General features: G+C 41.9%; 14 protein-coding genes. 11 read left to right on the plus strand and 3 right to left on the minus strand.

Features of this window, described 5'->3' with window-relative positions:
- Window positions 1-453 precede the first annotated feature (453 nt).
- The 7 genes from MHH68_RS03865 (at window position 454) to MHH68_RS03895 (ending at window position 8951) form a co-directional block, all read left to right on the plus strand.
- Window positions 454-2112 carry a pyridoxal-dependent decarboxylase gene (locus MHH68_RS03865; RefSeq protein ID WP_339165222.1) on the plus strand — a complete coding sequence of 553 codons (1659 nt, stop codon included), beginning with the start codon at window positions 454-456 and terminating at the stop codon, window positions 2110-2112.
- Window positions 2113-2143: 31 nt separating this feature from the next.
- Window positions 2144-3868, plus strand: coding sequence for a methyl-accepting chemotaxis protein (locus MHH68_RS03870; protein ID WP_339165224.1), 1725 nt, complete (start codon window positions 2144-2146; stop codon window positions 3866-3868).
- A gap of 131 nt (window positions 3869-3999) precedes the next feature.
- Window positions 4000-4386 carry a DUF1992 domain-containing protein gene (locus MHH68_RS03875; RefSeq protein ID WP_339165226.1) on the plus strand — a complete coding sequence of 129 codons (387 nt, stop codon included), beginning with the start codon at window positions 4000-4002 and terminating at the stop codon, window positions 4384-4386.
- A gap of 164 nt (window positions 4387-4550) precedes the next feature.
- Window positions 4551-5987, plus strand: a complete 1437-nt coding sequence (gene treP / locus MHH68_RS03880) for a PTS system trehalose-specific EIIBC component (RefSeq protein WP_003213824.1) — start codon at window positions 4551-4553, stop codon at window positions 5985-5987.
- A gap of 15 nt (window positions 5988-6002) precedes the next feature.
- Window positions 6003-7703 carry an alpha,alpha-phosphotrehalase gene (gene treC / locus MHH68_RS03885; RefSeq protein WP_339165228.1) on the plus strand — a complete coding sequence of 567 codons (1701 nt, stop codon included), beginning with the start codon at window positions 6003-6005 and terminating at the stop codon, window positions 7701-7703.
- Between the two features lie 19 nt (window positions 7704-7722).
- Entirely contained in the window at window positions 7723-8451 is a 729-nt protein-coding gene (gene treR, locus MHH68_RS03890; protein ID WP_012009259.1) for a trehalose operon repressor, read from the plus strand.
- 65 nt (window positions 8452-8516) lie between these two features.
- Window positions 8517-8951 (plus strand): terpene synthase, encoded by a 435-nt coding sequence (locus MHH68_RS03895; RefSeq protein ID WP_180309396.1) that lies wholly within the window; start codon window positions 8517-8519, stop codon window positions 8949-8951.
- A gap of 39 nt (window positions 8952-8990) precedes the next feature.
- Here the strand turns inward: MHH68_RS03895 and MHH68_RS03900 are convergent, their stop codons facing one another.
- Window positions 8991-13274, minus strand: coding sequence for a multifunctional 2',3'-cyclic-nucleotide 2'-phosphodiesterase/3'-nucleotidase/5'-nucleotidase (locus MHH68_RS03900; RefSeq protein WP_339165231.1), 4284 nt, complete (start codon window positions 13272-13274; stop codon window positions 8991-8993).
- Between the two features lie 254 nt (window positions 13275-13528).
- Here MHH68_RS03900 and MHH68_RS03905 point away from each other — a divergent pair, with 254 nt between their 5' ends.
- Window positions 13529-14047: a type 1 glutamine amidotransferase domain-containing protein gene (locus MHH68_RS03905; RefSeq protein ID WP_050944793.1), complete on the plus strand. Its 519-nt coding sequence runs from the start codon at window positions 13529-13531 to the stop codon at window positions 14045-14047.
- A 102-nt stretch (window positions 14048-14149) separates the two neighbouring features.
- Here the strand turns inward: MHH68_RS03905 and MHH68_RS03910 are convergent, their stop codons facing one another.
- Together MHH68_RS03910 and MHH68_RS03915 are read right to left on the minus strand one after the other, a co-directional pair.
- Complete coding sequence (locus MHH68_RS03910; RefSeq protein ID WP_003214000.1) at window positions 14150-14365, minus strand: DUF1128 domain-containing protein; 216 nt, start codon at window positions 14363-14365, stop codon at window positions 14150-14152.
- Between the two features lie 77 nt (window positions 14366-14442).
- Window positions 14443-15798: a sodium:alanine symporter family protein gene (locus MHH68_RS03915; protein ID WP_050944792.1), complete on the minus strand. Its 1356-nt coding sequence runs from the start codon at window positions 15796-15798 to the stop codon at window positions 14443-14445.
- Between the two features lie 174 nt (window positions 15799-15972).
- Between MHH68_RS03915 and MHH68_RS03920 the strand changes: the two genes are divergently transcribed.
- Genes MHH68_RS03920 through MHH68_RS03930 form a run of 3 tightly spaced genes read left to right on the plus strand, consistent with a single transcriptional unit; the run spans window position 15973 to window position 17633 of the window.
- Window positions 15973-16443, plus strand: coding sequence for a low molecular weight protein-tyrosine-phosphatase (locus tag MHH68_RS03920; RefSeq protein WP_339165233.1), 471 nt, complete (start codon window positions 15973-15975; stop codon window positions 16441-16443).
- A gap of 20 nt (window positions 16444-16463) precedes the next feature.
- Window positions 16464-16796: a YtxH domain-containing protein gene (locus MHH68_RS03925; RefSeq protein WP_339165235.1), complete on the plus strand. Its 333-nt coding sequence runs from the start codon at window positions 16464-16466 to the stop codon at window positions 16794-16796.
- Between the two features lie 18 nt (window positions 16797-16814).
- Window positions 16815-17633: a YhjD/YihY/BrkB family envelope integrity protein gene (locus tag MHH68_RS03930; RefSeq protein WP_339165237.1), complete on the plus strand. Its 819-nt coding sequence runs from the start codon at window positions 16815-16817 to the stop codon at window positions 17631-17633.
- Window positions 17634-17665 lie beyond the last annotated feature (32 nt).

The following is a 17665-nucleotide window of genomic DNA, read 5'->3' on the forward strand; positions in this document are numbered from 1 at the left end:
GCCATAAAAGGGGAGAAAACGAAAATTTTCGCTCTTCGAAAAACTTTTTGTGAAATTCATCCTATTATTAACAGAAAATTCAGCAATTTCCCAGTTGCTATATCAATAAAGCAGGTAAAAAGGCACGAGTCTAAAGAATTAATTTAGTTTCTACAATGATGATTTAGAGAGTATTTCCAGTGTTTCGTAATGTTTATGCAGGTTAAGTAAAAAAAATGAGAAGAAGAACGGAGGAAAGTCATGGATGAAATTTCCTGCTATGAGATATATCAATATATTTTTTTGTTTCATCGACATAATGGTTTTGATGTGTTTTGTAAGGGTTTTATTTATTTTGATGAATGAACAAATTATCTAAATATACTTAAGTGAACATTTCGAGACTATAAACTTTTGAAATGGGGTCGATATAGACTTTGACAGGAAATCTTCCATTGAAAGGATTGATAGTATATGACTGTACGAGCAAACAACCTCGTTCAGAACTGGTTTCCGAGTGAGGACGGAAATGCAGCAGAGCGTAAAGAACTCATCAAATTGATGGAGCAGATTGTTTCAGGGGTCGATCACCTGAAAGATCCGAACCGTGCACACCTAAAGGGTGAAAAGAATCGCGAGGAGGATTTTTATCAAAAGCTCACTGAAACAAGTCAAATTCCGGTGAACGGCCAACAAGCGGAACTTGTGAATGAAGAATTACTGAAGCTTTTACATAACCATCCTTACCACACAAAGTATTTCTTCACGAACATTTTGCCGATGGCAAGTACACCAGGAATTCTAGGCATGCTAACGGCGATGCTGGTAAATGGAAACAACCTATGGGATGTGTATGGACCAGCAGGAGCGGAAGCTGAGGTCAGAGTGGTCTCAATGATGTCTAAGCTCATCGGATATGATCCAAGTGTGAGCGGGGGATATACAACATGGGGAGGTCAAGGAGCCATTTTCTCAGGACTGCGTTTAGCGATTGCAAAAGTTGCGCCGGAGTCACAGCGAAAAGGAGTTCCGCAAAACCTTTATGCGTTTTGTTCTGATGCGGCACATTACAGCTTATTTAAGTCAATGGAAGCAACAGGACTAGGCACAGACAACTTGATCAGAATTAAGACGAATAAAGATCATTCGATGGATATGGAAGATTTGCGTTGTCAAATGGAACGTGTTGCACAAAATGGCGGAATTCCCGTTTATATTGTCGCAACAACCGGAACAACAGATGCCATTGCAATTGATGATGTAAAAGGGGTACGTGAAACAGCAGAAGCCATTGCTGAGGAGTATGGTTTAAAGGTGCCGCATATTCATGCGGATTCAGCGCTCGGCGGATTCTTTGCTTTCTTTAATGAGTATGATCTAGCTGAAAACCCGCTGCAATTCACAGACGGTGTTCTTCGTATGCTAAAAGAAATCAAAGCGAAATTCCAGCATCTTTCTCTTGCTGACACGATGTGCTTTGACTTTCAAAAGCTCGGCCAAACACCTTACACATCTAGTTTATTCTTAGTGAAAAACGCAGCAGACCTAAAGCGTTTAGATCTGGAAGAACAAGAGACACCATACGTTGGTCATAGAGGCTACGGCGAATACCATACGGGTTATACACTGGAATGCTCAAGAATGGGAAGCTCAATTAGTATGCTGAGTGTGCTATTAACGTTTGGGATTGAAGGCTACCAGCGCTTGCTCGGTCAATTCTTAGAGGTGAACCTTGCCTTCAGAGAAGCACTCAGTCAAGAAATTCCGCAAGCAGAAGTCGTGAATGATGACAACGTCGGAATGGCTACATTATTTAGAATTTACCTAGATGGCTCACCGCGCTTTCAAGAAGAAATTTCAGGCGAAGCGACGGCAATGGAAATTGAGCGGAACAATGAATTGAACAAAATGCTGTTTGAAAAGCTTGGAGAGAAACGAGACGAAATGTTCTTTGGGGATACAACGAAGTTTTTACTTGTAAATGCAAAAGAAGGACAAGAATTCTATCTAAGTGTTAGTAAGTTTTTTGTCATCTCACCTTATACGTTACCAGAGCATATCCCACATATCGTATCTTATTTAAAAGATGTGATCGCATCTGTTTGTGGACAATTTGAACATGTACATGCTTAAATCAAATCTGAGAGTGGAGATGTAGGAAAAAATGGCGAAACAAAGGAAATTTGGAGGATACACGATATCCTCTAAAATCATGTCAGTCGTTGTCGTAACATTACTAGCAACCGTTGCACTATTCGTTCTAACATTTTATCTAGTAAGTCAGGATTTATCATCCCAGTTATTAAAGCAATTTGATTATCGATTAACAACAGATATTGATACAGCGAAGAAAGAGATTGATCATGTGGATGGAAACGTCCTTGGTGTTAGCGGGAAAGATGATCCCCTTTATGTGGAGGTCAAAAAGAAATTCACAGAGCTTCAAGAAGATCATACGCTTGAGAACTTATATGTGCTTTCTAATAAAGGCGGCAAAGAAAGAATAATTATCTTAACCGGAGAAGAAAATGATTTTGATCAAGATTATGTCTTTTCAGATGAGATGAAACAAGCGCTCTCTGAAGATAAAATGGTCAAAAGTGATATTTACAAAGACTCATTTGGAACACATAAATCAGTCTTTTTGCCAATAAAGGATTCAGGCGGTGAGCTGACAGGCATTTTAGGGATTGATTTAGATGCATCTGTCGTGCCTGAAACAACGAAGAAGCTGACGATCTATATTACAGTGGCATCTGCCATTGTGCTCATCGGTGGTTTACTCTTCTCATTCTTTATGGGAAGAAGAATTGCGAAACCAGCACGTTCATTGATGGAATCAGCGAACCGAATTGCTGACGGTGATTTAACTGGTATGGTAGAGGTTGAAAGTAAAGACGAGATCGGCCAGCTTGCCGCATCCTTCCAAAAGATGCAGGGACGGATTAAAGAGCTCATTTCGAAAATCTCAAACTCATCTAGTGAAGTGTCGAAAATGTCTTCACAGCTTCGTACGGTGACGACCGAATCGAGTCAAAGTGCGCAGCAAGTATCAGAAGCTATGACGAATATGAGTGAAGGAATCAATGATTCTGTCGCAAATATTACGGATTGTACGACATCCGTTGCTGAGATCGATACTCAAATCGAAGGCGTCACCAAAGAAGTTGATGAAATGAAATCTGTTTCATCTGACGTACAAGAACAATCAGAATCTGGTCAAAAATTAGTCAACCATGTGCTTGATCATCTGAATATGCTACATGATAAGATGACCAACTCAAAGCAGGCAGCAGAAGAATTACAATCTCATTCAACGGAGATTGAAAGTGTCATCTCGATTATTACGGACATTTCAGCCCAAACGAATCTGCTTGCACTGAATGCTTCAATTGAAGCGGCACGTGTTGGAGAAGAAGGAAAAGGGTTTGCTGTTGTGGCAGATGAGGTGCGCAAGTTAGCTGAGCAATCAGCGGATGCGGCTAAAACCGTTTCAGACCTCGTCATTGGTACACAGGAAAACAGTCAGCGCGTTCTTGAAAGCGTAGAGGAAAGCAGTAAAGCAGTGGAAGAAGGACGTGAGCAAATGGAAGGCACGTCACAAAACTTCGCATTGATTTACGACGGTGTGTCTCAGTTTTCAAGAAGAACGAACAATTTGCTTGCTTCTATTAAACAAGTTGAGCAAGCATATCAAACGATTTCTACATCGATTGAGCAAATTTCTGTTGTATCGGAAGAACATGCAGCCAGCTCTCAAGAAGTAGCGGCAGCAACAGAACAGCAAAGTGCTGGAATGCAGCAAATTTCAAGTGCGATTGAACAGCTATCTGATATGTCAGAGGACTTAGCACAGATGGTTTCTACTTTCAAAATCGACAATAAATAACGAGAAAGGGCTAAAATGATTTTGATTTTAGCCCTTTGTCTTATGTTCAGTGTAGCTGAAGCTGACTCTTGTGAGAGAGTCAGCTTTTTTGCTATGCTTAATCAAATCGTCTCAGACGAAAGGAGAACGCCATGGATTTTGCACAGAGATTATCAGAAGAACGGATTAAAAAAGCGATGGATAACGGGGCTTTTAATGGTTTATCTGGCTTTGGCAAACCTCTGCCTAAAGATGACGCTGCTCATGTGCCTGAAGAACTAAGAATGGGCTACCGGATGATGAAAAATGCTGGCTTTGCTGGGGAAGAAACAGCATTGAAAAAAGAACTCATGACCGTCAAAGAGCTGCTTCACTCCAGTATAGACGGAGAGGAAAGAAAAAAGCTTTCTCTCATATGTGAAGAAAAACAAAAACGACTGGATGAACTCACATCTAAGCGCCAAACTTTTGCCCGTCCAGCCTCCTCCTTTTATAAAAACAGGGTCTACGAAAAATTAACGGAGCATAAAAAAAGATGATGACACGAAGCCTCTCCTGAGCACATTGAGAGGGCTTTTTTTATGAAAGCGCTACATTTTGTTGTTGACTACATGTATATACAAATATAAAATAAGACTCAAACATGTATATACAAGTTTTTTGGTTCTTTTTTCTTATAAAAAACGATCTCGGAGGGGATAGCATGGCTGATTACCAGGCAGCAGCAGATCAGATTGTGAAAGCCATCGGCGGCAAAGAAAATATTGATCAAGCGACACATTGTGTAACAAGGCTGCGCTTTGTACTGAAGGATGAAGGAAAGGTTGATGAGAAAGCACTTGAACAAATAGAAGAAGTGAAGGGATCTTTCTCAGCGAACGGTCAATACCAAGTGGTGATCGGCCAAGGGGTCGTCAATCGGGTATATGCCGAAATGGTGAAACAGACAGGGATTGGAGAAGCCACAAAAGAGGACGTGAAGCGTGCCTCTGATCAAAAATTAAATCCATTGCAGCGTGCTGTGAAAACGCTTGCGGATATTTTTATTCCGATTCTTCCTGCCATCGTCACCGCCGGTTTATTAATGGGGATTAATAATATTTTAACAGCTCCTGATATTTTCTTTGATCAAAAATCGATTGTAGATGTGTATCCGGCATGGGCAGATTTAGCGAATATGATCAACTTGATTGCAGGCACTGCCTTCACATTCCTGCCCGCATTAATCGGCTGGTCAGCCGTGAAGCGGTTTGGGGGAAATCCGCTTTTAGGGATGGTCCTTGGACTCATGCTCGTACACCCAGATTTATTAAATGCGTGGGGCTATGGAGCGGCTGAAAAGTCCGGTGAGATTCCTGTCTGGAATTTGTTTGGACTTGAAGTGCAAAAGGTAGGCTATCAAGGACAGGTCCTTCCGATACTCGTTGCCTCGTATTTATTAGCGAAGCTCGAATTGTTTATCACAAAACGGACACCTGAAAGCATCCAGCTATTAGTGGTTGCACCGATTACGTTATTAGTCATTGGCTTTTTATCCTTTATCGTCATCGGACCTATTACATTTGCAATCGGTAACGTGTTAACATCTGGACTTGTCGCTGTATTCCAGCAGTTCGCAGCACTAGGCGGTCTATTATATGGCGGTTTGTATGCGGCGTTAGTCATTACAGGAATGCATCATACGTTCCTCGCTGTTGATATTCAATTAATTAATTCAAAACTGCATGGCACGTTTCTATGGCCAATGCTCGCACTGTCTAATATTGCACAAGGATCAGCCGCACTTGCGATGATGTTTGTATTGAAAGATGAAAAGCAAAAGGGTCTCTCGCTCACATCAAGTATTTCCGCTTACTTAGGAATTACCGAGCCAGCGATGTTTGGCGTCAACTTGCGCTACCGGTTTCCATTTATTTTCGCACTCATTAGCTCTGGTTTAGCTGGTATGTTTATCGCATCTCAAGGGGTACTGGCAAGCTCAGTTGGTGTTGGAGGCATTCCAGGAATCTTCTCTATTATCCCGAAATATTGGGGCGCATTTGCGATAGGGATGGTCATTGTTCTCATCGTCCCATTCATCGGAACCCTTTTGTATGCAAAGCTGAAAAAGAAGAAAGATGTTTCACAAGAACTTAACTAGTGGTGGTGGATGAAATTGAAACAACAAACAAACGAACCGTGGTGGAAAAAAGCGGTGGTTTACCAAATTTATCCGAAGAGCTTTTTAGATACAACGGGCTCAGGTACAGGCGATATCAATGGGGTGACAAAAAAGCTCGATTATATCAAACAGCTTGGGGCGGATTGTATTTGGCTCACGCCAATGTATGAGTCCCCGCAGCATGACAACGGCTATGATATTAGTGATTATACAAAAATCCATGACATGTACGGCACAATGGCAGATTTTGAACACATGCTGAAAGAAGCCCATGATCGAGGCATACGAGTCATCATGGATTTAGCCGTCAATCATACATCCATTTTCCATGAGTGGTTTCAAGCATCTCGCGAGTCAAAGGATAATCCTTATCGAGATTATTATATTTGGAAGGAGCCTAAAGCGGACGGATCTCCGCCAAATGATTGGCAGTCAAAATTTGGCGGTCCAGCATGGGAGCTAGATGAAGAAACAGGAGAGTATTATCTTCATTTATACGATGTCACCCAAGCGGATCTTAATTGGGAGAAGGATGAGGTTCGCAGGCAAGTATACGACATCATGCATTTTTGGTTTGAAAAAGGAATTGATGGATTCAGGCTGGATGTCATCAACAACATCTCAAAGGATCAACGCTTCTTAGATGACGCCGGACAATCTGTACAAGGAGACGGCCGAATGTATTATACGGATGGCCCAAGAATTCATGAGTTTCTGCACGAAATGAACCAAGAGGTTTTTTCGAAATATGACAGCATGACAGTTGGAGAAATGTCTTCAACGAATATCGCAGACTGTATTCGGTATACAAGACCGGATCGGCAGGAGCTGGATATGACGTTTAATTTTCATCATTTAAAGGTCGATTATCCAAACGGAGAAAAATGGGCCCTCGCACCATTTGATTTTCAGGAATTGAAGTCGATTCTATCTGAGTGGCAGACGAAAATGCATGAGGGCGGCGGCTGGAATGCGCTCTTCTGGTGCAATCATGATCAGCCGCGTATCGTCTCAAGATACGGTGATGATGAAACGTACCATCAGCAATCAGCGAAGATGCTGGCGACCACCATTCACCTCATGCAAGGGACGCCATATATTTATCAAGGGGAAGAGATTGGCATGAAGAATCCTCAGTTTGAGGACATCTCGTCTTACCGCGATATTGAATCACTCAATATGTATGAAGCCATGCTTGAAAAAGGAAAATCAAAGGAAGAAGCGCTCGCCATTTTACAGGTCAAATCAAGAGATAATGCGAGAACACCGATGCAGTGGACCTCAGAAAAGAACGCTGGTTTCTCAAAAGGAACACCATGGATTGAGCCAGCCAATAACGACATTTCGGTCCAAGCTTCATTAAAAGACAAGACGTCTATTTTCTACCACTATCAAGCCCTTTGCAAGCTGCGTAAAGAACTTGACGTGATCACATATGGAAGCTTCACCTTACTCTTAGCAGATGACCCGAAGGTTTTTGCTTATGTGAGAGAAAGCGGTGAGGAGAAGCTTCTTGTGATCAATCACTTTTACGCAGGAGAGACGGATTTTACGCTTCCTGATGAGCTTGTGCAGGCTGTAGATGAGATGGAAGGGCAAGTGCTGTTATCCAATTATGAGGATGTGCCGGCAGATATGAAGGGATTTACGTTGCGTCCATATGAGTCAATCGTTTATCATTTAACCAAACGCTAGAAAATGGGGCGGAGGGAAAATGAAAGAGAATAAGTTTCGAGTGATTTATGATCAGCTCGCAAAACGAATTGAACAAGGTGAATGGCAGGATAAAGGCATTCTGCCATCAGAGCATGAGCTGTCCTTGATGTATGACACATCCCGTGAGACGGTAAGAAAGGCATTAAATATCCTTGTGCAAAATGGCTATATCCAAAAAATCCGCGGCAAAGGCTCTGTCTTGCTGAATCGAGAGAAAATGCAATTCCCAGTCTCAGGTCTTGTCAGCTTTAAAGAACTTTCCCAAACGCTTGGCCGAAAGACCGTTACGACGGTTCACGAATTTGGTTTAATCAAACCGGATCAGTATATTCAGTCTCAGCTGAAAATTAGTGGGCAGGAGGATGTCTGGGAAGTCATTCGATCTCGTAATATTAGCGGAGAAGAAGTGATTTTAGACAAGGATTACTTTTTGCAAAAGCATGTGTCAGTCTTGTCGAAAGACATATGCGAAGGATCCATCTACGAGTATATTGAAGGAGAGCTCGGTGTATCAATCAGCTATGCCCAAAAGGAGTTTGTGGTAGAGCCATGTACAGAAGAGGACGCCAAGTATCTTGATTTGAACGGGTTTGACCATGTCGTCGTCGTGAAGAATTACGTGTTCTTAGAGGATACAAGTTTATTTCAATACACTGAAAGCCGTCACCGATTAGACCGCTTCAGATTCGTCGATTTTGCAAGAAGAGAAAAAGTGGACAGAGCATAGGCTCTGTCCTTTTCAGGTTTTGGGAAAAGTAGATGACGAATAGATCACTACTTTCAGGAGGAAAGATGATGAGATTAAATAGATCATTAAAATTAAGAGATTTAGAAATATTCAGCGTGATGAAAGATCAGCAGATTTTATGTTATGTCATCATTGAAGATACGCGAAAACCGTTTACGGCAGAAGACAGAAAGCTGGAACCTTTATGTTATATGGATGAAGAAGATATACAAGCGTATTTGAATGTTTTTCATATTTCCATTATCAATGATGAAAAATTAAGTGAAGAGGATTTAACTCTTGTAGAAGATTATTTTGCAGACTTTGTGAATAATACAAACTTAACGAATTTTATTATAAGAGATTATGTTCAAGAGGATTTATATGCCGTCGATGATGAAGATGACATCACGTTCTTTAATAGAATGCTGCGTCATATAGGGTCAGATGATGTGAAAGAATTTGATAAGCGCAATTGGATTTATTTATCCCAAGATTGAGATGAAAAAAGGACAGAGCATAGGCTCTGTCCTTTTCTTTTAGGATGAAACATTTTTTCTTGTACGCTTGCGCTGGTAGTAATATAGGATACCTCCTGAGGCAAGCATGAGTACGCCAATCAATACAGCTGTATACATCATTGTGGCTGTATTCGGCAGTGTGCCGCCTGGGAGGCCGGTTCCATCTTGGTTTGGATCTGTGCCTCCGCCTGGTGCTGTTGTTCCGCCGTCTCCGCCAGTTTGATCTGGGGTTGTTCCAGCTGCCTCGCTTTGGTTGAGGACGGTATATTCGCTGAAGTGCTCAGTTTGACCTGATACGACTCCGTTTTCAAATGATCCATTACTTGTTTTGGTGTAACGATTTTTCTTGCGATCCACATAATACACACTAGGTTTTTTCGCTTTTTTCGGCTCGTCTAGTGTAAAGGATAGTGTGACCGGGTCTTTAAAGGTCGAAACCTTTTTCTTGTCTTGTTTGATTTGGAAATCATACGTATCCGTTAATGCGTTTTTCACTTTATCCGTTTTTGTCATCCATATATCTGCGTTTTTCTCGGACAAATTTGAGAGCGGTAATGCGAGTCCCACTTTGTCATGATAGATGGTGACGTTTGGATCTTGCTCTCTTTTTTTCAGCTCGGCTACTTGTGCTTTTGATAGAGACAATTGAACGTTTTTCGCTTTGCTTGCTTTGTCTAAATAAAGCAATGCTTTGTTTGTATGCTGCACATACGTTTGGAATTTCTCATCATCTTGAATGTCATAAGCGCCTTTTCCTTTCACGCGAGGAAGGAACACTTCTTTCACCCTGTGATCGATGACAGGCGAAATCTTCCCATCTGCCTTCTCGATTTGCTCTTTGAAGATTTCATAGTCGACATACCCTAAATCTTCACCATGAGAGGCTTCTGTAAAGACGCTGTAGCCGTCGCCGCCTGTGCCGACAAATGCGTTTGTAGCTACGCGGTATGTTTTCTCATCATCAATGTCTGTCAGTTGACCCTTTTGGTCTTTCAGTTTCACATCAATCAGTCTGCTGCCAGCTGGTTTACTGAGTGTAAACGTATATTCAATGCCAGCTACATGAGGGAATGCGCCTCCGCCTTCCTCAATGCCTGACAGCCCCTGTTCGAGTGCTTTTTTAATTTGACTGCCTTTTAAATCTGCGACATAAAGGGTATTTCCGAAAGGCATCACCGTTAAAATATCACCTAAAGTGATATCACCTTTTTCGATGCTTCCACGAATACCGCCGCCGTTTGTGATGGCAAGGTCAGCTCCAGCAGATTCTTGCGCTTTCTGCAGCATGCCGTCAGCAATAAAGTTCCCAAGATTCGTTTCCTTCGCACGGACATGCTCACGCTGGCCATCTAAAAGGACATCTGTATGGCCGACTTTTTCTGTTTTTAAATCTTGAATATCTGCTTTGTATCCATCAAGGATCGCTTTTGCCTCTGCATCTTCTTTGACAGAGTCATCAATCGGGATTAGGTCAAAAGAAGATTCTTTTGGCTGGACGACACCTTTTTTGTCAAAGGCCACGTCTACTTTTCCTAAAAATTGTCCGTAATCTTTGACTTGAGCGACGATCGTAGGTTCTTTTTTCTTGATAACCTTTAATTTTTCGACAAGGGTGTGTGTGTGACCGCCAATGATTAAATCAATTCCGTCTACTTTTTGAGCGAGCTCAAGATCACGGTTGTAGCCAATGTGTGTTAACGCAATGATTTTATTGATTTTTTCTTTTGTTTGAATGGTGTTGACTGTTTCTTTTGCTTTCTTGTACGCATCTTTAAATTGAATGTTAGGACCGCTGCTAGATGTAATGGCTGTGTCTTCAGTCGTTAAACCGAATACGGCGACCTTTTCACCGTTTACATCGAGCAGGATGTAAGGGTAAATTCCGGCTTCTTTTTTCTCACCAGCTTTAAATGAGGCTGGTTTTTTCATTAAGTCACTCAATTGTTTTTCCTTCGAGACATCCACGTTTGATGACACGACCGGGAATTGAGGCTTTTCAAATTGATGACGGTTTTTCGGATCGACATCTGATGCATCACCTGTCAGGAATTGACGGAGTACAGAAGGACCTTTGTCAAATTCATGATTACCAAACGTCATGGCATCGTATTTCATTAAGTTCATCAATTTTAGATCGGCAAGTCCTTGCCACTTTGTGAAGTACAGGTCACCAGAGAAGACATCTCCAGCGTCTAATAGAATATTGTTCTTATTTTCAGAACGGACTTCTTTAATCTTTGTTGCGCGTCTTGCCGCATCATCAAGGTGTGCGTGTGTATCGTTCGTATGCATCACTGTTAAATTCCAGTTATCTGATGAAGGCGGTTCTGTTGTGCCATCGTCTTTAAAGGCTAGCTTGTACACACCAAGACCATCTGTGCTTGCGTTACGAATAAAGTCTACGCTGCTTGATTTCTCAGCAAACGGTTTTGCTAAAAGAGAAGATTCAAAAGTGACGGTTGCGCCTTTGATCGGTGCAATCGACCAGTTTTGATCTGCACTTGGGTTGATCGTTTTTTGTTCGATAATATAATCCATCAGTACTTGGCGGTTCTCATCTGCTGAGGCAAGCACTACTTTATCTTGCGTCAAATGAGGGAAGCCTCCGCCGCCAGAAGCACGATAGTTATTTGTTACGACTAAAAATTCTTGATTGTCAGAGACGGCTTTCCCGTTGTAAGACAGGTTTTTAATGCGGTTGGCATTGGCGTTGAGAAGTGTGCCTGTTGTGCTGTATTTAGCAGGCTGCGTCACATCGACTTGGTATGTCACGCCATCAATCACATCAAAGTTATACGAGCGGTATTCCTCGTTTAAAATCGGCTGTTCCTTTGCATCGTTCGGTTTGATCTGATTAAACTGGCCGGCAGACATTTCTAACCAGTCTTTCACTTCACTGCCTTTCAGTTTCACAATCTGCACAGTGTTATCGTAAAGGTAGAGATCGCCGATGTTCTTAATCGCTAAATCTCCTTTTGCGATATTTGTATAATAGTTTACACCGTTTCGGCCGCCGGCTTTAAATGGAGCACCTGCAGATAAAATCGGTAAATTTTGATACGATGTGTCCTTCATTTTTTCTTTTGCATACCATTTTTGGGCATCTGTCACAATTTGTATCGAAGGGTCATCCATCACTTGAGCGAAAAAGCTGTTAATGTCTGCTTCTGTTTTGCCAACAGGCTTTCTCACGTAATCAAGTGTGTTTTGATGCGTTGTTTGAATGGCATTTTTTACGGTGCTGTTTTGAGATGATACTCCGGCAACAGATTCGATCTTGCCTGTTCCGTCTGTGACCTTCCAGTTGCCTCCATCAGGCTCTAGTGTTAAATCAATGACTCCGAGGTAGCTGCCCCAGTTTTTTGACATGACGACTGGGATGCCGTTGATGGTTCCTTTTGAGACATTGAATTTGTCGACGCCGTTATATTCAGCGCTTGGGAATGTGCCATGCTGGTGGCCTGATACAATGGCATCGATGTCTTTTGTTTTCGTAGCAAGGTCAAAGATCATATTTTCTGATCCTTTAGGTGAAGCGGTTTTTTCAATTCCTGTATGAGCAAGAGCGACTATGACATCTGCGCCTTTCTCTTTCATTTCAGGAATGGTTTCATTGGCAGATTCGACGATGTCCTGCACTTGGACTTGTCCATCTAAATGCTTCTTATCCCACGTCATAATTTGTGGTGGAACGAATCCTATGTAACCAACTTTCACAGTTTGTGAGGTTCCGCTTGCATCTTTAAAGGTTTTATCTTGGATCACATAAGGTGTAAAACGGTGTTCTCCATTTAGCTTTTTGACGTTCGCATTAACAATCGGGAAATTGGCGCCCGCAATGGTACCGTCAAGGAAGGATAATCCGTAGTTAAATTCATGATTGCCAAGTGTTCCTGCATCGTATTTTAGTTTGTTGAGTGTATGAATAATAGGGTGAACCTTTGTTTGATTGATGATGCTGTCTTTCTCATTTTTGTAAACGTATTCTCCAAGAGGGGTTCCTTGAATCAGGTCTCCGTTATCAACAAGGAGTGTATTTGGGTTTTGTGAGCGGTGCTTGTCAATGAGCTCGGCTGTTTTTGCCAAACCAAATTCATTTGTCTCTTTGTCGCTGTAATAATCATAATTCATCATGTTCGCATGAACATCGGTTGTGGCTAAGATACTGACCTTTACGGCTTTGCCGTTTTCTGTTTCTGCATGAGTAGGTACTGCTGGGAGAATGAGACTAATCATCATAATGGAAGTGAGCAGAATAGACAGGTTTTTCCTTCGTTTAGACCTATGTGCTTGCTTCTTCACCTGATCTCCGCCTTTCTAATTTTTTTGACCACAATACCTATTGTAGAAATGTTTCGTTAACTTTTGTAGTTATTTTTTGAAGATTATTGTAAAGATAACATAAATCATACGAATTACCTTGTTAAGGGAATGTGAATGAGTCTAAATACTCATTTTTATCATGAGGGGTTTTCTGATAGGGATAGGATGTTTGATTTCAACATGCCCGGGTATAGTGTGTAGTGTAAACGATAATCAAGCAGGAGGGTTTCTACATGGGTAAGAAAATTGCAGTTGTATTAACAGATTACTTTGAGGATGTTGAATTCACCGAGCCTGCAAAAGCCTTTAAAGATGCAGGTCATGAGTTGACAGTCATTGAAAATGAAAAAGGAAAAACAGTGAAAGGGAAGCAAGGAGAGGCAGAAGTGAGAGTGGATGCGTCTATTGACAACGTGAAGCCTGAAGACTTCGATGCACTTCTCATTCCTGGCGGTTTCTCACCAGATATTCTGCGTGCAGATGATCGTTACGTCCAATTCACTAAAGCATTTATGGATGAGAAAAAACCAGTATTTGCGATCTGTCACGGACCGCAATTGCTCATTACAGCGAAGACGCTTGAAGGAAGAGGCGCGACTGGCTATACATCCATCAAAGTCGATATGGAAAACGCAGGCGCTAAATTTAAAGACGAAGAAGTCGTCGTTTGTCAGGATCAGCTTGTGACAAGCCGTACACCTGATGACATTCCAGCCTTTAACCGTGAATCATTAAAACTGCTTGAGAAATAAAACCGCAGTTGTAAAGCCAGCACCTTGCGGGGTGCTGGCTTTTTGTGTGCATGATGTAAGAAAACTGAGAGTAGACCATAAAAACAGTTTCCTTTTTCACCATTATTTTCTTAAGTTTTTTAGCTCGCTTGCGATGGCTTGCATTTCACTTGGGCTGAATGAAGATTTTTTCATCACCATTTGGTGAAGAAATTCAATATCTTCGTACTTGTCTGGACTGAAGTCCTCTGCTTTGATGACTCCAATGTTCAGCATATTTAACTTTTGCGAAATGTCTTCAATCAGCTGATTGACTTCAGCCGCTTTTTGCTCTGACAAGGGCGGCACGTCCTTTCCTGCATATGTGTCGAATAATATGTCTATTTTAACAGAAATGCAAAAGAATAAAAGGGCTATTAAGATGACACCGAGATGTTTTTCTCCTTTTTCTCCTGCTTAATCTTATCAATGATTCGTTTGGATTCAAATACGACAACCCCTGATAAACCGATGAGCCCGATTAAGTTTGGAATCGCCATCAGTCCATTTAGCATATCTGCCACACCCCAGACGAAGTCATTTTTAAACACGGCACCAAAAAAGACAGCCATCACAAACACGATACGATAATACATGACGTACGAATCCTTCGCCAAATATGTAAAGCATTTTTCGCCGTAATAGGACCAGCCAATGATGGTGGAATAGGCAAACAAGAGCAGCCCGATTGCCACAATGGTTGAGCCAGCTGGACCAAGGAAGTGAGCAAAGGATAACGAGGTCAGCGCATCACTTTTCACTGTTAAATACATATCTGCCATGACAATGGTAATGCCAGTGATAGAACAGACAATGATTGTATCAATAAACACTTGCGTCATAGAGACGAGAGCTTGACGGGCAGGCATATCCGTTTTCGCAGCCGCAGCAGCAATTGGTGCTGACCCAAGACCTGCTTCATTGGAAAATACTCCTCGTGCCACACCCCAGCGAATGACAGTCCCAATTGCACCACCTGCCACGGCTTGACCGGTAAAGGCATCTGAGAAAATAAGACCGACTGCGCCTGGAACAAGGTCAGCATTCATAACAAGAATGATCAGACCGCAAATGACGTAAAATAAAGCCATGACTGGTACAAAAATAGATGTGACCCGTCCAATGCTTTTAATTCCGCCTAAAATCACAAGTGCTGTAAAAGCTGTAATAATGATACCTGTTACCCATGTTGGAATTTGAAAAGTAGAATTCATCACGCCTGAGATGGAATTAGATTGTACCAGGTTGCCGATCCCAAAGGCAGCACTGGCACCGAAAACAGCAAATAGCACCCCTAGCCATTTCTGCTTTAACCCGTGCTCTAAATAATACATAGGTCCGCCAGACATTTCGCCTTTTTCGTTTTTGACCCTGTATTTCACAGCAAGAACAGCTTCGGCAAATTTGGTGGCCATCCCGAAAAATGCAGCAAACCACATCCAGAATACTGCACCAGGACCACCCGCTATAACAGCCGAGGCCACACCTACGATATTTCCTGTACCGACAGTTGCAGCGAGAGCCGTCATTAATGCTTGGAAATGGGAAATATCTCCTTCTGACATTTTGTCTTGTTTTGAAAAAGCGAGCTTTAAAGAATAAGGAAGTAATCTAATTTGAATGAAGAGAACGCGAAAGGTGAGGTATATTCCAGTACCAACAATTAAAATCAACAGGGGAGGCCCCCACAAAAAATTGTTCATCGTTGTGACAAACTGCTCAATTATTCCCATCTAATATCCCCCTTTGTTTGTGTAATTCTCCTAAAGTTTCTCCTGTTTTTGTGTATTTTGTCAATGGCGATGAGAGCTTTTCTTGCAAAGTTTCCAAAAGAAAAGGGAGTTGATATGATAGAGAAAAGGTTTTCGAAAAGAACTCTTAGGGAAAAGATAGGAGGAGAATGAAGGATGATTCATGTGTTGTTCGTGTGTCTTGGCAATATTTGCAGGTCACCGATGGCAGAGGCCATGTTTAGAAAAAAAGTAGAAGATGAGGGGCTTAGTGAGCACTTTGTGATTGATTCAGCAGGGATTGGCGGCTGGCATCAAGGCAGTCCCCCGCATGAAGGAACGCGAAAGCTGCTTGATGAAAAAGGCATCAGCTATGAAGGAATGTCCGCAAGACAAATCATGGATGAAGACATCACAACATACGACTATATCATTGCGATGGATGCTGAAAATGTAGGGGCACTGCGCAGTATAGCCGGCTATGGGAAACATCGCTTTATTGGCCGTCTTCTTGATTTTGTAGAAGACGACGATCGAGATGATGTGCCAGATCCTTATTACACTGGGAACTTTGAGGAAGTCCATGAATTAATTGAAACAGGAATTGACCGTTTTTTGACGTATGTAAAGAAAGAGAACCACCTTTAACTGAAAGGAGATCAGATGAGATGGAAGAAAAAAATCAAATTGTGCTCCAAGGAGCTCTCTTAGGTGCCGCTTGCGGCGCATTGCTGACTTTATTTCATCGACCAACAAGAATTGCACTCAAAGACAAATGGAATGACTGCCAGCAAAAGCTGGAAGAGGTCTGCCAAGAGCCAGGCAGAATATCAGCTTGCATGAAAGAAAAGATGGAAGAAACGAAGCAGCTGATGCGAACAGTCTCAGATGATTTGTCATTTTTAAATGAACAGGTCAATCAGTTAAAGGAAACAACCCCAAGGGTATTAGAAATTATTGAAGAAACAAAGGATCACTTTCAATCGAAACAGACAGATTGATCATTGGAGATGAGGCGTATGGGTTTTATTAAAGCGTTAATTGAACGCTTTTTGCTGCATGAAGGACCGGCAAAATCTGCTGAGCTTGCTTATTTCTTTTTGCTTTCATTATTTCCGTTTCTCATCTTCGTACTGACACTCGTTGGGTATTTGCCGCTGACGTCAAAGGATGTCCTGAGCGTCATTTCTGGCTATGCGCCAGAAGGAGCGCTTTCGATGATTGAATCCATCGCCGAACAGACGTTGAATAATCGGAACGGCGGGTTATTGTCGTTCGGGATTATTGCCGCGCTTTGGTCAGCATCTAACGGCATTAATGCCGTCGTTAGAGCATTTAACCATGCTTACGAAGTTGAGGAGAATCGTTCCTTCATTCTCGTACGTTTAACATCGATCATTTTAACGATTGCGATGGTTTTGACCATTATTTTTGCCCTGATGCTGCCTGTCTTTGGCAAAGAACTTGGTTTATTCGTCGCTAAATTAGTTGGGAAGTCAGATGCCTTTCTCACTGTATGGACTGCGATGAGATGGATCATTAGCCCGCTCATTTTATTGATTGTTTTTACATCCTTATACTATTTTGCTCCAAACATCAGGCTGAAATTAAAATTTGTTCTGCCAGGTGCCATTTTTGCATCGATTGGATGGATTTTGGTCAGCATGCTATTTTCATTTTACGTAGGCGAGTTTGCCAACTACAGTGCGATGTACGGAAGTATTGGGGGAATCATTATTTTAATGATCTGGTTTTATTTAACCGGCATCATAATTATCCTTGGCGGCGAGCTCAATGCGCTTTTACATAAGCGTAAAATCGTACCAGGCAAACTATAATGAAATCCGGGCATCCTAAAGAAGAACGATCA

It is taken from the genome of Bacillus sp. FSL K6-2841, from assembly GCF_037976435.1.
In the GTDB taxonomy this organism is placed as follows: domain Bacteria; phylum Bacillota; class Bacilli; order Bacillales; family Bacillaceae; genus Bacillus; species Bacillus pumilus.